Below are 16160 nucleotides of genomic sequence, written 5' to 3'. Positions count from 1 at the left end.
GTTTCCGCCCCGCGGAGCCGCGCGCGGCGCCACGATGGACGCATGCCCTTCGAGGAGATGCCCGGCCACGACCTCATCAACGTCGTCCGGGACCTGGACCCGGTGGCGGCGGTCCGCGACCAGGAGGCCGCCGAGCGGATGCGCGCCTACCCGAGACTCATCGCCGCGGGCCCGCCCGAGTTCGGGCCGGCCGAGCAGGCGGACGGCGTGTGGCGCATCCTGTCGCTCGACTCCATGGACCCCTACGAGGCCCGCGTCGACCTGGCGATCCGCCTGCGCGACCGCGCCGAGAAGGCCGAACCGGCGGCCCGCGCGGAGCTGCGCGCCCTCGCCGACGACTTCGACCCCGAGGACCTCGGCGCCCCCGTCCGCACCGAGTGCGCGGTCGGCGGGCGCCGGTACCGGATCGTCCGGGTGCCGCCGTTCGCCCGGCTCGGCGCCGACGGCCCCGAGCCGGTCCGCGCCACCGACGTCGAGAGCGGCCCGATCGACGGGTTCCGGCTCGACCCCGCCGCACCCGTCGGCCCGTCCGACGCCACGCTCCGCCTCGAGCTGCTCGGCCTGGTGCCGGACGAGGGGAGCGTCCCGGACGACGAGCGCCGCGAGGCGCTCGCGGCCGTCCGCGCCTACCCGGGCGTCGTGCTGCTGCCGCCGCTGTTCGCCGTGGTCGAGGACCGCGACGACCACTGGCGCCCGATCACCGGCGGCACCGGTCCGCAGGACGCCCGCCGCGCGCTCGCGCACTACTTCCGCCGCACCCTGCCGCGCTTCCCGCCGCCCGGGGCGCCGCCGCCGAGCCCCGGCGAGCTCGCCGAGTACGCGCGCGCCGCCGACCGCGTCGACGACGGCCGCGGCGTCGAGTTCGTCGCGTGCGGACGCCGCTTCCGCATCGCCCGCGTCGCCCGGATGATCCGCGTCGGCCCGGACGGTCCCGAACCCTCCCGCCCGTCCGACGAGACCTCCTTCGAGTGACCCCGGGCGGGGCGGGTCGCGGCGCGCCGGACCGGCGGATACACTCCGGGGCCTTCGGAGGCGCCGTCGTGCCGGCTGATGGCCCGCTCGCCGGCGCCGAGCCGCCCGCGCCGCCCGGCCGGATCGCGACCGTCCGGCCCGGCCCGTCAGCAGGGAGTCCGACATGAGCGACGCACCCCACCGCGAGGGGCCCGGCGCGGCCCGGCTCGAGGAGGTCTCCGACGGGATCTTCGCGTACGTCCAGCCGGACGGCACCTGGTGGATCAACAACACCGGCTTCCTCGTCGGCTCGCGGGGCGTGACGAGCGTGGACGCCTGCTCGACCGAGCGGCGCACCCGCGCGTACCTGGACGCGATCGCGTCGGTGACGCCGCGCCCCGTGCGGACCCTCGTGAACACCCACCACCACGGCGACCACACCTTCGGCAACCACCTGTTCGCGGGCGCCACCGTCGTCGGGCACGAACGGACCCGCGACGGCGTGCTGGCCTGGGGCAAGCCGTTCGACGAGCCGTTCTGGACGAAGGTCGACTGGGGCGACGTCGAGCTGGAGCCGCCGTTCCTCACCTACACCGACGGCGTGACGCTGTGGGCGGACGACCTGCGCTGCGAGGTGCGGCATGTGGGAACCGCCGCGCACACCACGAACGACTCGATCGTGTGGATCCCCGAGCGCCGCGTGCTGTTCTGCGGCGACCTGCTGTTCAACGGCGGCACCCCGTTCGTCCTGCAGGGGTCGGTGGCGGGCCTGGCCGAGGTGCTGGAGACCGTCGTGGCGCCGCTGGACGCCGCGACGATCGTCCCCGGGCACGGCCCCGTGGCGGGGCCCGAGCTGATCGGCGACGTCCTCGGCTACCTGCGGTTCCTGCAGGGCGTCGCCGCCGAGGCCAAGCCCGCCGGGCTGTCCCCGCTGGAGGCCGCCCGCGAGACCGACCTCGGCCCGTACGCGGACCTGACCGATCCGGAGCGGATCGTCGGCAACCTGTACCGGGCGTACGCGGAGCTCGACGGAGTGGAGCCGGGCGGCGACATCGACGCGGTGTCGGCCCTCACCGACATGGTCGCCTACAACGGCGGACGCCCCCTGACCTGCTCGGCGTGACCTGCTCGGCGTGACCTGTTCCGGCGGGGTGGGCGCCCGGCCGGAGCACCGGCCGTTAGCGTGAAGCGCGCCGCCGAACAAGGCGCCGTGCAACGACAACACGATGGCACTCTTCGCATTCCGATCGCCACCGATAGCTATAGTCACCGTGCGTGCCATACCGGATGCTTTCCGTGCACGGCCTCTCCGGGAGGCCGCCACGAGAAGGAGAACGACATGCCCGGGAAGAAGATCGCCACGCTCGCGCTGGCGGGCGTCGTCACCGCGACCTGCCTGGCCACGGTCGGCGCCGCGCACGCCCAGTCCCCTCAAGTGCCGCAGGCGCCGGCGGGCTGGCAGATCGTGAAGCTGCCGAACGCGAACGTCCCGAACTTCCAGCGCCGCGTGGTGTACTGCCCGAGCGGCAAGCAGGTGGTCGGCGGCGGCGCCGAGGCGCAGGGCAACGACGCCATCCTGGTCGGGTCCTTCCCGACCGACGACGGCCGCGGCTGGATCGGGCTCGGCCGCCAGAACGCGCACTCCACCGTCGGCATCAGCGTCTACGCGATCTGCGCGTCCTGACCCCGCGCGGGGCCGCCCCGGCGAACTGAGGCCGGCGGCCCCCGCCGAGCGCGGAGGGCGCCACCGCCGGACTGCGTCGACGCGGCGCGTTCAGCGCAGTTCGGCGGTGGCGAGGAGCCGGATATGGGCGGTCGCCCACGCCCGCGCGGTGGCGTCCCGGTCGTCGCCGCCGAGGGCGGCGGCGAAGCCGTCGAGCGCGTCGGCGGCGGCGCGCAGCCCGGCGCCGCGCAGGTCGCCGGCCCGGCGGGCGAGGCGGTCGCGGAAGGTGGGCGGGGCGTGCGCGAGGCCGCGGTGGGCGGCCTCGGCGGTGGCCTCGAGGGCGGCGTCGAGCACGGCGGCCAGCGGGTCGGGCGGGCGCGGCACGGGCGCGTCGAGCTCGCCGGAGCCGTCGCCGGGCTCCAGGTCGGGGACGACCGTGGCGCCGTCGGCGGTCCGCACCGCGAAGGGGTCGACGACGAGGCCGCCGCGGTCGCGGCGGACCGACCCCGCGATCATGACGGTGTCGGGGAGCGCGGCGGCGAGGGCGTCCAGGGCGGCGGGGCGGTGCGGGCTGTACTCGGCGGACACGACGGCGGTGCCGCCGGACGCGTCGGCGACGCGCGCCTGGAGCCGCTGGGCGCCGGGGTGGTAGCCGATGTCGCGGACCTCGGCGATCTCCAGCACCCGGACGAACTCCGCCTCGACGCGGGGCCGCACCAGCCGCGGCGGCAGCTCCTCCAGGTTCCGCCGGAGCGCCTCCAGCTCGGTGACGCGCAGCCCGGCGGGCAGGCTGTCCCACGCTCCGCCGAGCGGCGTGACGGTCGTCTTCGCGATCCGCCCGGCGGCGACGCGGACGACCCGGCCGGCGCTGCGGGTGGCGCTCTCGGACACGACGTTCGCGGCGGCGAGGCCCCGCAGGGACGCGCCGAGGATGCGGCGCCCGGCCAGGTCGGCGCCCGTGAGCCGCTCCCCGTCGGGCACGTCCCAGCGGCGCTTGAGGACCAGGACGATGCCGGTGGCGGCGTGCGCGAGGAAGACGTCCGCGGTGCGGGTGCCGTCGGAGCCGCCGACCCGGCAGCCGAGCGCGGCCAGCCGCACCCGGCGCAGCGGGGTGTCGGCGGCCTCGTCGGTGCCGAGGACGGCGGAGCGCGGCACGGCGGCGGCGTCGGCGCGGGACGCCCGCCGGCGGGCGTGCAGCTCGGCGAGGAGCGCCGCGAAGCGGGCCGGGTCGTGGTCGGCGCGGCGCTCGTGGTAGGCGGCGAGCTGCCCGGCGAGGTCGTCGGCGGCGGCCCCGGGCCAGTGCAGGTCGCGGGCGGCGAGCTCGGCGGCGGTGCGGTGCAGGCCGGTCGCGAGGACCGGTCCGGCGTGCACCGCGCCCTCCATGAGGACCTGGTCGGCGAGCTCGACGGCGGCGTCGAGGACGGAGTCGGCGGTGCCGGAGCGGGTGCCGCCCACCTCGACGCGGGCCTCGGCGGCGGTGAGGCCGCGCTCGTCCGCCTCCCGGAACGCCCACACGGCGAGGACGGTCGCCTGGCCGCGGACGGCGGCGACGGCGTCGGTGTGCACGTAGCCGAGCTCGCCCGGCACCAGGAACCGGACGGTGCAGCTCGGCAGCTCGACCTGCGCGACCGGGTCCTGCGGGGTGGGGCGGCGGACCGTCGCGGAGTAGCCGGAGCGGAGGGTGCGGCGGGCGGCGGTGAGGGCGCGCTGCCCGAGGACGCGGACGAGCGCGTCGTCGTCGAACGCGCCGGGCGTCCAGTCGGCGGGGAGCTCCGGGGCGGGGGGCGCGGGGGCGTCGCCGGAGCCGTCGCCGTCCCCGGCGTGGGCGCGCTGGTAGGCGAGGACGAGGCAGATGCGGTGCCGGCAGGCGCCCGTGGCCGCGCAGGTGCAGGTGGCGGCGTCGAGCCCGGCGCCGGCGGGCAGGGACGCGCGGGTCCCGTCGGGGAACGCGCCCTCGACGCCGCCGTCGGCGGAGGTGGTGATCTCCGGCCCGTTGCCGGCGTCGAGGTCCTTGGCGGCGCGCTTGACGAGGCCCCGGTTGGCGAGGGCGGCGAGCGCGTCCGGTGTGAGCGACAGCAGGTCGGCCCGCGTGGGCGCGGCGGCGGTCATCGGCCGATCCTCTCCGCGACGAACTCGGCGAGCTCCCCGGGCGTCATCGCGCCCATGTGCGCGCCCGCGTTCGCGAGGCGGCGGGCGAGGTCCCGGTCGTAGTCGGGGTTGGCGTCCTCGTCGAGCGCGGCGAGGCCGAGCACGTGGGTGCCCTGCTCGGCGAGCCTGCGCACGTCCCGGACGAGCCGGTTCGCGTCGCCGCCCTCGTAGAAGTCGGAGACGACGGCGACGATCGTGCGGCGCGGGTTCTCCACCAGCCCGGCGCCGTAGGCGACCGCGCGGGCGATGTCGGTGCCGCCGCCGAGCTGCACCTTCATGAGGAGCTCCACGGGGTCGGTGACGTCGTCGGTGAGGTCGACGACGGAGGTGTCGAACGCGATCAGGTGCGTCTGCAGGCCCGGCAGCCCCCACAGGCACGCGGCGGTGACGGCCGAGTGGACGACCGAGCCCAGCATCGAGCCGGACTGGTCGACCAGCAGGATGAGCTGCCACCGTTCGACGTGCCGCCGGGTGCGCGACAGGAACTTCGGCTCCTCGATGTAGAGGCGCCGCTCGTCCGGGCGGTAGTGGGCGAGGTTCGCGCGGATCGTGCGGTGGAAGTCGAAGTTGCGGGAGTGCTTGATGCGGCTGGGCCGCCGCGTCCGGGTGCCGTGGAACGCCTGCCGCACCTCGGTGGCGAGCTTCTCCATCAGCTGCCGCACGACCTGCTCGACGATGCGGCGGGCGAGCGCCAGCACCTCGTCGTTCATGAGGTGCTTGGTGCGCAGGACGGCCTTGAGGAGCGTCTGGTCGGGCTCGATGCGCTCCAGGACGGCCGGGTCGGTGACGACGTCGTGGATCTCGTAGCGTTCGACGGCGTCCCGCTCGATCCGCTCGATCGTCTCCTTCGGGAACAGCCGGTGCACCGCGTCGAGCCAGTCGACGGTGGTGAGCTGCGACGGCCCGCTGCCGCCGGTGCGGTCGTCGGTGCGGTCGGCGTCGCCGCCGCCCGTTCCGCCGCCCGCGCCGCGCCCGCCGCCGCGGCGCACGCCGCGGCGGGCGAGGTCGGGGTCGCGGCCGTACAGCCAGTCGAGGGCGGCGTCGCGGGCGGCGGCCTCGCCGGTCGGGCAGCCGGTGGCGGGGTCGGCGGGCGCGCCCAGGATCAGCCGCCAGCGTTCCAGGTCGGGGGTCGTCATGCCTTCGATCCTTGCTCGGTGCGGCCCTGCTCGGTGCGGCCTTGCTCGGTGCGGCCCTGCTCGGTGGGGCCCTGCTCGGTGGGGCCGTCCTCGGGGGCGTCCGCGAGGCCCGCGGCGGCGAGGGCGCGGCCCACCCGCTCCTCCAGCTCGCGGGCCTCGGCGACCAGCAGCGGGTCGACGGCGGCGGGCCGCAGCAGGGCGCGGGCGGAGCCCCGCACGCCGCGGTGCTCCAGCAGGCCGTGCGCGATCGACTCCCGCTCGCGGGGCGGGAAGAACTCGAACGCCTGCCGCAGCGCGGGCAGCGCGACGAGGAACTCGTGCTCGGTCAGCCCGTCGACGAGTTCGTCCAGCACGCCGAGGAGGCCGCCGCCGGTGTCCAGGACGTCCTGGCGGGCGAGCGCGAACAGCCCGGCGAGCCAGTCGCCGAACGTGCCGGGGGCGGCGGCGCCGCGGACGGCGCGGGCCGCGTCGGCGGCGTCGCCGAGGGCGCGGGCGAGGCCGAACGCGGCGCCGCGCAGGTCCGGCGGGACGTCCGGGGCGGCGGCGAGCCGCCGGGCGACGCCGCGCGCCGCGTCCGCGTCCAGCCCGAGGCCGCCCGCGGACGGCGGCGCGGACGCGTGCAGCAGCGCGTCGCGGAGGGCGGCGGCGGCGCGCAGCCGGCCGAGGTCGGCGGGGGCGGGGCCGCCGCGGATCCCCTCCAGCAGCCACAGCAGCCGGTCCGTGCACTCGGTGATCACGGACCCGAACATGGGGCTCCCGGCGGTGCCGAGCACCCGGTCGTGCCGCCACAGCCCGAGGACGACCTCGAGGGCGGCGCCGAGCGCGGCCACGTCCGACGCGGCGCCGATCCCGGCGGCGAGGGACGCGGCGACGCGGCCGGACTGGTCGGCGCACCCGCACAGCGCCGCGTCGAACAGCACGCCCGCGAGGCCCTCCACGTCGGTCCCGGCGCGGGCGCCGCGCCCGTCCAGGACGGCGGCGGCCGCGTCCGCGAGCGTCGGCCCGTACGCGCCCGCCTCGATCAGCGCGGCCTCCCGCTCGCCGTGCGGGTCGGCGGCGTCGATCCGCCAGCGTTCCTCCAGCACCTGGTCGGCGCCGCTGTCGGGCCCGGACTCGCGCTGGAAACCGGGGATCCGCAGGACGCGCAGCCGGTGCAGGGCGCGGCTGCGCTCCAGCCCGCGCGGCTGCGTGAGCTTGACCGTGAGCGGGCCGGCCTTGTCGAGCCCGAGCCGCTCCAGTTCCGCCGCGACGTGGTGGACGAGCGGCGGCGCGGGCGTGTCGGTGTGCAGCCGGCCGACGCGGTCGCCGCTGAGCGCCGCGACCATCTCCACGACGGCCGGGTGGGCGCCGGGCCCGAGCGGGCCGCGGGACGTCCACGGGAGCCGCTGGTCCAGGTCGTCGGCGACGAGCGCGGCGACCAGGCCGTCCAGCAGGTCGGTGCGGGCGGGCGCGCGGTGGCCGCGCAGCCGGGTGAGCCCGTCGGTCAGGGTGCGGGCGGCGATGAGGTCGGCGGTGGAGACGGCCTGCCGCCGCTTCCGCAGCCGCGCCACGACGGACTCGGTGAGCGCGGCGGCCGCGCCGTGCGGGCCGTCCGCCCAGAGGCGCTCGTAGTACTCGGGGGACGGCATGCCGGACTGGTAGCCGGTGAACGCGTCGAGCCGCCGGAACGAGTACGGGACGAGGAAGCTGCCGCCCTCGGTCCCGTCGGTGGGCGCGGGGACCTCCGGCCAGCCCGCGCCGCCGTCCGGGTCCGGCGCGGCGGCGAGGGCGCGCAGCGCGGGGGTGTGGAACCCGCCGGTCACGACGACGACGGGACGGCCGTCCGCGTCGGCCTCGGCGGCGCGGATCCACCGCGCCATGTACGCCTCGCGGGCCGTGTCGTCGGCGCCGGTGTCGGCCTCGCCGCGCAGCAGGTCGAAGTAGGCGTCGAGGCGTTCGGCGAGCCCGTCCGCATCGGCGATCTCGAACAGGTGGTCCCACAGGACGTCGGTGTTGTCGACGGCGAACTCGCGCAGCAGCCGCCCGGTCACCTCGGCGTACCGCTTCTCGGCGTCGGCGTACCGGTTGTCGCGGTCGGCGAGGGCGGGGTGCCAGGCGGGCAGGTCGATGAACCGGACGGCGGCGCCCGCCGCGCGGCCCGCGTGCAGCGCGATCCACTCGGGCGAGTAGCCGCAGAACGGCGTCCAGGAGCGGCCGACCCGCTCGCCGTCCCGGTGGTAGCTGAAGATCGCGACGGGCGGTTCGTGGCCGAGCAGCAGCTCGTCCAGCCGTCCGGTGAAGTCGACGGGCCCCTCGACGAGGACGTGCGCGGGCCGGAGCCGCTCGATCGTCTCGCGGACGAGGCGGGCGCAGGCGGGGCTGTGGTGCCGGACCCCGATGAACGTGACCGCCATCAGCCGGGCAGCAGGTGCCGGGCGCCGTGCAGGGCCTTCCACTGCTCGCCCTTGCGGCGGGGCGCCTGCTGCTCCAGGTAGCGGCGCAGCCGGGCGAGGTCGTCGGGGTTGTCCTTGGCGGCGGTCCCGGCGAGGCACTCGACGATGTCGGCGGCGCCGCCCGGCTCCCCGCGCAGGAACCAGCCCCGCACGCCGACGGCGTGCGCGACCGACACGGCCTCGGCCGTGCTCATCACCGCCTGCGGGCGGTCCAGCGACCGGCCCTCCTCGGTGACGCCCGCGCGCAGCTCGCGGAACGCGGTGACCAGCACCTCCAGGACGTCCCGGCGCGGCGGGGCCTGCACGCCGCTGCGCTCCAGCAGCCGGCTCGCCTCCGCCTCGACGAGGTCGAGCTCGACGGCGAAGTCGGCGATGGGGAACACCGTCTCGAAGTTGAACCGCCGCTTCAGCGCGGCGCTCATCTCGTTGACGCCGCGGTCGCGGGTGTTGGCGGTGGCGATGACGTTGAAGCCGTCGCGGGCGAACACCATCGACTCCGGGCCGGCCAGCTCGGGGATCGCCATGACGCGGTCCGACAGCGGGGACAGCAGGGAGTCCTGCACTTCGAGGGGGCAGCGGGTGATCTCCTCGAACCGCACCACCCGGCCCTCCGACATCCCGGTGAGCAGCGGCGCGGGCACCAGCGACCGGGTGGAGGGCCCCTCCGACACGAGCAGCGCGTAGTTCCACGAGTACTTGATCTGGTCCTCGGTGGTGGCGGCGCCGCCCTGGATCGTCAGCGTGGAGGTGCCGCTGACCGCGGCCGCGATCAGTTCCGACAGCAGCGACTTCGCGGTGCCGGGCTCGCCGACCAGCATCAGCCCGCGGCTGGTCGCGAGCGTCACCAGCGCCCGGTCGATCAGCGCGGTGTCGCCGACGAACTTGCGGGTGACGCCGAGCCCGTCGTCGCCGACGATGAACCGGCGCGCGGCCGTCAGGCTCAGCGCCCATCCCGGGGGCTTCGGGCCCGTGTCGTCCTGGGCGAGCTTCTCCAGCTCGGCGGCGTACCGGACTTCGGCGGGCGGCCGCTGCAGCTCGTGGGTGTCCTGAGTCATGTCCTTCTTCCGGGGGGTTCATCGGGCGGCCGACCGGGCCGTGGCGACCAGTGTGGCAAGCGCGTCGGACACTTCGGCGCGGTGCCGATCATGCTGGCACCGTCCGGGCGGATAGGGGAAATCGGGCGGGGCCGGCGGGCCGGTCAGACCCCGGACGCGGTCAGGCCGGCCAGGGCCTCCGACAGGACGACCGGGTCCAGTTCGCCGAACGTCCGCGCGCCGCCGCGGAGCCGGACCGTCCCGAGGACGTGCTCGGCGCCGCGGTCGTCGACCTCGACCACGATGCGGTGGCCGCCCGCGACGGTCCGCTCGATCGCGCGGTACCGGTCGGTGGACCAGCCGCGCCGGTGCAGCGCGGCCGCCTCGGCGGCGGGGATCCGGACGCCCCGGAGCCGGTCCAGGTCGCCGCGCCGCCGCTCCGCCTCGGTCAGGACGACGACGGCCCGGTCGAGCTGCGGGAACGGCTGCAGGATCTCGTAGTCGGCGAACACCCGCGACCACGCGGCGACGGCCTCGGCGCCCAGGTGCAGCGGGTGCGGCAGCCCGATCCGCGCCGGTTCCGGGACCGTGCAGGCGTCGTCGTCGACGTCCGCGAACGTGCCGTCCTCGGCGACCCGGAACGCCGTCACCGCGCCGCCGTCGTGCGCCGTCCAGACGAGGCGGCGCGCGAGGTGCCGCACGAGCGGGTGCCCGGCGACGAGGTCGCGGAACTCGGCGGGCTCCCACCGGCGGCCCGCCACCATCGCCCGCTGCAGGCGGCGGCGCTGGTCGGACGCGACGGCGCGGACGTCGCGCTTCAGCGCCGCGAACGCCGCGTGGGCGGCGGGGGCGCGGACGGGGTCGTCCTTGGCGCCCGGCTTCGGCAGGGCCTTGCGCGCCCGGCCGGACTCGTCCGCGACGTAGGGGCGGAGCTGCTCGTCGAACCCGACGGTGAACCGGCGCGGCCCGTAGTCGAGCACCATGCTCCCGTCGGCGGCCAGGCCGAAGTCCGGGACGAGCCGGTCCGCGTACCGCTCGGGCGTGAGCCCGCGCTCGGCGGCGGCCCGGTCGAACCGGGTCCGCGCCTCCCGCCACAGGCCGGACGACTTCGCCCGCAGCGCGATGTCGTAGAGCGCGCCCATCGCCGCGTCGGTGCCGATCGCGACGAGCACGTCCAGGCCGCGCGCCGCGCGCGGGACGCCGCCGCCGTCCCCCCACGCGCGGACGAGCGGGGCGAGCCGCCGGACGGTCCCGGCGTCGCCGGTCGCGGCGAGCTGGGTCAGCGCCCACCCGTCCCGCGCCCGGCCGCCCGCCTCCAGCCACCGGTCGAAGACCGCGCGGCCGAACGCGGCGAGGGACTCGGGGTCGCACGCGGCCCGGACCTCGCCGGTCAGGTCCGCGGCGGCGGACGCGGGCAGCGTCAGCAGCTCGAGGAGCGTCCGGGCCGCGGCGGCGGGGAGGGCGCGGTCGCCGCCGCGCACGAGCACCTGCGGGAGCCCCGCCGGGTCGGCCCAGTCGGGGACCGCCGCGACCACCGCGAGCCCGGTCTGCGCCGGGTGCGCGGCCAGCAGCGTCCGCAGCGCCTCCCTCGCCTCCGGCGGGGCGGCCGCGACGGTGCTCTCCGCGCCGCACCGCGCGGCGATGCGGCGCAGCCCGGTCTCGGCGGCGCGGCGCGGCCGGATCTTCGCGCCGAGCGCCGCCGGGACGAGGAACGGCACCGCGGCGGGGCCGTGCCGGTCGAGCCACGCCAGGCCCGCCGCGTCGACGGGGGCGCGGCGGACCGCCCAGCCGCACGCGCGCGCCGCCGTCTCGGCGTCCAGGAACGGCAGCAGCACGTCTCCGTACCGGGCGGGCTCGTCGTCGGCGAGGGCCGCCGCGGCGCGGAACACGGCGCGGCCGTGCCGGGCGACGAGGACGCGCGCGAGCGCGCCGCCGTCGGCGCCGCGGTAGCCGGTCCAGTCGGCGAGCAGCGGCCGGACCAGGTCGTCCGGCCCGTACAGGAGGAGCTCGGCCTCCTCCCGCGAGAAGGGCCCCCGGCGGCAGGACTCGGCGCGCTCGGCCCAGTCCGGGTCGTCCGGAACCGGGATCCCGGGCGTTTCGGTGGCCAGCCACTCCTCCCGCTCGCCGTCGCGCCACACCGTCTCCCGGTCCGGGGGCGGTTCCAGCCCCGCCGCGACCGGCCTGACCGGGCGGTTCCAGAGGGGGTCGGCGAGGACGGCCGGGACGGCGCCGGGCGGCGCGTCCGGCACCCGGACGTGCGCGGCGGCGGCCGCCGCCGCGGCCGCGCGCGCGTCCTCCGGCAGGTCCGGGAGCATCGCGTCGACCGTCGCGCGGTTCGCCCGGACGTGGTCGTCCAGCAGGTCGCGGGCCTCCTTCCCCGCCGCCGCCAGCAGCCGCAGCGCCCGCACCGGGAACCGCCGCATCGCCGCGCGGAGCGCGGGCCGCGCGTCCGCGTCGTCCCGCCGGTCCAGCAGCGTCCGGAACGCCGCGTCGGCGGGGAGCACGGCCGTCGCCTCGAACAGGAGGCGCCGGTCGCTGCGGGACAGGCTCGCGTCCGCGGCGTGGTCGGCGAGCCACGGGAGGGCGTCCGCGCCGAGCCCGTCGAGCACGGAGGCGAGCAGGCCCCGGTGGACGTCGTCGCGCCCGAGTCGGACGAGCGGGCTCGCGAGGTCCTCGGGGCCGCCGAGCGAGTACAGCGGGAACCATCGGAGGCCGTGCCTCTCGGCGGAGGTCTCGACCTCCGCGAGCGCGGCGGCCACCCAGTCCCGCCTGGTCGGGACGAGGTACGCCGTCAGCGCGCGGGCCGCCGCCGTGCCCCGGTGCTCCTCCAGGCGGCGCACGGCGTCCGCGTACTGGCCGTCGCCCGCCGCGGCCAGCAGCATCCGGGCGCGGCGGTGGATCGAGCCGCCGATGCGGGGGAAGGCGTCGTCGGCGAGGCGGACGGCGCCGATCCGGCCGCCGGGCGCTTCCCGGTCCGCCCACGTGCGGCCCAGTTCCACCATCGCGCAGACGGCGAACGGGAGCCCGTGCTCGGCGGCCCACGCCTCGAAGAACGCCCGGTGCGCGCGGTCCAGCCCCGCCCTGCCGCCGTGCACGGACGCGACCGCGGCGACCGCCGCCGCCCCCGCCGGGTCCGGCGTCCCGTCCAGGTGCCGCCGCGCCACCGCCGCGAGCCCGGGGTCCCCGTGTCCGCCCTCCACGAGGGACGCGACGGCGTCGGCGTGCTCGCGCAGCAGCGCGCGCGACCGGCGCGGCGCCGTCCGCGCCGGTGCCGCGACCGGCAGCGGGACGCCGCCGCGCCGCGGATGCAGGTCGCCGAGCCAGGCGTCCGGGAGGGTCAGGCCGTTCTCGTCCGCCGTCACACCGCGTTCCCGCCGTCCATGAGGGCGGTGAGTTCGAGGAGGGCGTCCGACACGGTGGCCGGGTCGAGGTCGCCGAACCGGAGCGGGCCGGGCGGCGTCTCCCACGGCGACGCCGGGTTCGGGCCGAGGCGCACGCTCCGGACGCCCAGCGGGTCCGGCCCGCCGGAGTAGAGGTCGGCGGTCAGGGCGACGATGAGGCACGGCCCGCCTCCCAGCGGGCGGACGATGCACGGATCGCCGGGCTCCCGCCGGGACTCGAACGGGAACCACGTCGGCCCCATCAGGCGGACCGTCTCCCGGCGCGACAGCGGCGCGCCCGCCAGGCGCGGAAGCTCGTCGCCGTCGCGTTCGGCTTCGGTGAGCGCGAAGACGGGCAGGGCGAGCTGCGGGAACGGCTGCAGGATCTCGTAGTCGGCGAACACCTGCGACCAGGCATCGCGGGTCTCGCCGAGCAGCACCGGGTGCGGCACGCGGATCCGCGCCTCCTCGGGCAGGACGAACGCGCCGTCGTCGGCCCCCGCGAGCGATCCGTCCTCGGCGATGCGGAACGACGTCCCGCCGCGGCGGCCCGGCGGGACGTCCCCGTCCTCGTCCGTCCCGGCCAGCCAGACCACGCGGCGGGCGAGGTGCCGCGTGACCGGATGCTCGAAGGCGTAGAAGCGGAACTCGGCGGGCGTCCGCGGGGTCCGCGTCCGCATCGCTTCCTCCAGCCGGCGGATCTCGGCGGACGCGGCGCCGCGGACGTCCTTCTTCAGGGCGGCGAACCTCTGCTGCGCGACAGCCGCGAGGCCCGCGTCGTCCTTCCTGCCGGGCTTGGGCAGCGACTTGCGGCGCGCGCCGGTCTCGTCCGCGGCGAACGGGGCGAGCAGCTCGTCGACCCCGGCGACGAACCGGCGCGGCCCGTAGTCGAGGACCGCCCGGCCGTCACCGCCGAGGCCCAGGTCCGGGGCGAGCCGGTCGGCGAGCCCGATCGCGGAGAGGCCGCGCGCGGCGGCGGCGTCCGCGAACACCTTTTTCGCGGCCCGGCGCAGCTTCTCCGACCGGTTCCGCGCGCAGAGGCCGTGGACGGCCGTCAGGGCGGCGTCCGAGCCGATGGCCGCGAGCACCTCCAGGCCGGTCACGGCCCGCGCGAGCTCCCCCTCCCCCGGCCATGCCCGGATGAGGGGTTCCAGCACGGGGACGGCCGTGTCGTCGCCGGTGCGGGCGAGCTGCGTCAGCGCCCAGCCGCCGTCCGGCGGAGCGCCGGCCGCCCGCCACTTGCCGAACAGGGCGAGGCCGAACTCGGCGAGCGACGCCGGATCGCACACCTCGCCGAGGACGGCCGCGTCGTCGGCCGCGCCGTCCCCTCCCGCACCGTCCCCTCCCGTGCCGGGGGCCAGCGCCAGCAGCTCGACGGCCGCCCGCATCGCCGCGGGCGGCAGGACGCGGTCCCTGCCGCGCAGCAGGAGCGGCGGCAGCAGCGCCGGGTCGGGCCATCCGGTGAGCTTCGGCCGCTCGATCAGCCCCGTCCGCACCGGGTGCGCCGACAGCAGCTCCGTCAGCGCGTCCGCCGCCGGCGGGACGGCCGCGGCCACGGCCGCGACGCCGTGCCGGCCGGCGATGCGGCGGAGCGCGCACTCGGCGTTCGAGCGCGGCCGCGCCTTGCGGCCCAGCGCCGCCGGGGCGAGGAGCGGCACCGCGGCGAGGCCGTGCCGGTCGAGCCACTCCCGGGCGTCCGCGGCGGCGTGGAGGCGCCGCCGCAGCCATCCGCCCATCAGCAGCGCGACCTCGGCGTCCAGGTACGGCAGCAGCATCCGGCCGTAATGGGCCGATTGCGCCTCGGCCAGCCGCCGGGCGACGGGGTAGGCGTCCATCCCGAACCGGGCCACGACGGCCCGCAGGGGCACACTGTCCCAGACGTCCGAAGTGGACCGTTCCGCCAGGAGCGGCCGGACCACCTCCTCCGGGCCGTAGAGGACGAGCTGCAGGCTCTCACGGAAGCCCGGTTCGCCGAACCCGCGCGCGAGCGCCGCCCAGTCCGCGCCGGGCGGCTCCTCGTGCCACGCGCGCCCCTGGGCGAGCCACTCCTCGCGTTCCCCGTCCCGCCACACGATCTCGCGGGACGCGGGGGTTTCCAGGCCGTCGACCACCGGCTTCACCGGACGGTCCCACGGAAGCCCGCCGAGATACCCGGGCAGCTCCTCGGCCGCCGCCTCCCGCGCCCCCTCGACCCGTGCCGGGAGGGACCCCGCCACGGCGGCGCGGGCCTCGTCCGGCAGGTCCGGCAGGACGCTCTCGGCGAGGTCGGCATGGCCCGCCGCGTGGTGCCGCAGCAGCTCTGCGGCCGACCCCGCGGGCGCCTCCGCGGCGGCCGCCGCCAGCAGCCGCAGCGCCCGCACGGGGAACCGCCCCATCGCGTCGAGCAGCGCCGACCGCGTCTGCTGCCGGGTGTAGGGCGTGCCGTCGATGCGGTCCAGCAGCGCCTCGAACGCCCCGTCGGCGGGGACGAGCGCGATCGCCTCCAGCGCCAGCTTGTGCTCCTTGGCCTCCCACCTCTCGTCGTGCAGTCCGAGGAGCAGTGCCACGCCGTCCGCGCCGAGGCCGTCGACGATCGCGGCGAGCACGCCCCGGGAGAGCCGCCCGCCGTACCGGGTCCCCGCGAGCCTCTCCGCCTGGGCGGCGGTGCCGAGCGAGCAGAGGACGAACGCGTGCTCGTCGAAGGCGAGCGTGCGCTGGACGAGCGCGTTCTCCGCCACCGCGACGTCGACGCTCTCGTCCACCCAGTCCTGCCGGGTGGGCACCAGGTACGACACCAGGCGCAGGGTCTCGGGGACGCGGTGGCCCGCCAGGCGCCGCACGGCGTCGTCGTAGTCGGGCCGGGGCGCCGCCGCCAGCAGGCGGCGGACGTGCCGGGCCGCCTCGAGCCCGACCGCGCAGCGCGGCGTGTCCGCGGCGCGGCGCGGCACGGAGCCGGTCCCGTCCGGCGCCGGGTCCGCCCGCAGCCTGCTGGCCTCCACCAGCGCGCACGCCGCGAAGCCGATGCCGTGCTCGGCGCGCCACCGGTCGGCGAACGCGCGGTGCGCCGCGCCGACCGCGCGGTCGTCCTCGCATCCGGTGGTCTGCGCCAGGGCCGCCGCCGCGACGACGGCCGCCCCGACCGGGTCGGGCTCGCCCGCCGTGTACCGCCGGGCGGCGTCGCGGAGCTCCCCGTCCACGCCCTCGCCGGACGCGATGCGGTCGAGCGCCTCCGCCGCCGCGGCGAGGAGGCGGGCCGCCTCGGCGGCGCGGCTCCCCTTGGGAGGCGGGACGGGCGTCCCGCCCCGCCGCGGATGCAGGCTCCGCAGCCAGGCGGGCGGGAGCGCCAGGACGTTCTCCTCCGGGGGGTGAGAGGGCCGGTGGGTCACCGAAATATCTCCGTTCGAAGCGGTGCGCGCAGGGCGCCGGGGGTCGGAAGC

Annotated in this window: 9 protein-coding genes; 3 read left to right on the top strand and 6 right to left on the bottom strand. The window is 77.8% G+C overall.

Annotation, left to right across the window (positions count from 1 at the left end; translation table 11 throughout):
- The first annotated feature begins 42 nt into the window (after nt 1-42).
- From H505_RS48160 to H505_RS0128895, 3 genes are all read left to right on the top strand, one after another.
- Complete coding sequence (locus H505_RS48160; protein ID WP_051301286.1) at nt 43-972, top strand: DUF5954 family protein; 930 nt, start codon at nt 43-45, stop codon at nt 970-972.
- A gap of 163 nt (nt 973-1135) precedes the next feature.
- A complete protein-coding gene (locus tag H505_RS0128900) occupies nt 1136-2074 on the top strand; it encodes an MBL fold metallo-hydrolase (protein WP_026404759.1) in 939 nt (312 codons plus the stop codon).
- 216 nt (nt 2075-2290) lie between these two features.
- A complete protein-coding gene (locus H505_RS0128895) occupies nt 2291-2635 on the top strand; it encodes a hypothetical protein (protein WP_026404758.1) in 345 nt (114 codons plus the stop codon).
- 90 nt (nt 2636-2725) lie between these two features.
- Here the strand turns inward: H505_RS0128895 and H505_RS0128890 are convergent, their stop codons facing one another.
- From H505_RS0128890 to H505_RS0128865, 6 genes are all read right to left on the bottom strand, one after another.
- The gene (locus H505_RS0128890) at nt 2726-4723 is read right to left on the bottom strand and encodes a hypothetical protein (RefSeq protein WP_026404757.1); all 1998 of its coding nucleotides are present in this window, start codon (nt 4721-4723) and stop codon (nt 2726-2728) included.
- Nucleotides 4720-5898 (bottom strand): VWA domain-containing protein, encoded by a 1179-nt coding sequence (locus H505_RS0128885; protein WP_026404756.1) that lies wholly within the window; start codon nt 5896-5898, stop codon nt 4720-4722. Before H505_RS0128885 ends, H505_RS0128890 begins: the two co-directional genes overlap by 4 nt.
- Nucleotides 5895-8291, bottom strand: a complete 2397-nt coding sequence (locus tag H505_RS44980) for a DUF5682 family protein (protein WP_064743727.1) — start codon at nt 8289-8291, stop codon at nt 5895-5897. Before H505_RS44980 ends, H505_RS0128885 begins: the two co-directional genes overlap by 4 nt.
- On the bottom strand, nt 8291-9385 hold the full coding sequence (locus tag H505_RS0128875) for an ATP-binding protein (RefSeq protein WP_026404755.1): 1095 nt from the start codon (nt 9383-9385) through the stop codon (nt 8291-8293). Before H505_RS0128875 ends, H505_RS44980 begins: the two co-directional genes overlap by 1 nt.
- 143 nt (nt 9386-9528) lie before the next feature.
- Nucleotides 9529-12726, bottom strand: a complete 3198-nt coding sequence (locus H505_RS44975; protein WP_051301285.1) for a DUF4132 domain-containing protein — start codon at nt 12724-12726, stop codon at nt 9529-9531.
- Nucleotides 12723-16109, bottom strand: a complete 3387-nt coding sequence (locus H505_RS0128865) for a DUF4132 domain-containing protein (protein WP_026404754.1) — start codon at nt 16107-16109, stop codon at nt 12723-12725. The genes H505_RS44975 and H505_RS0128865 overlap by 4 nt, the downstream gene beginning before the upstream one ends.
- Nucleotides 16110-16160 lie beyond the last annotated feature (51 nt).

The sequence above is a fragment of the Actinomadura rifamycini DSM 43936 genome (genome assembly GCF_000425065.1).
Lineage (GTDB): Bacteria > Actinomycetota > Actinomycetes > Streptosporangiales > Streptosporangiaceae > Spirillospora > Spirillospora rifamycini.
The sequence above is the reverse complement of the archived record's forward strand: the minus strand, read 5'-3'. Positions and strand labels throughout refer to the sequence as shown.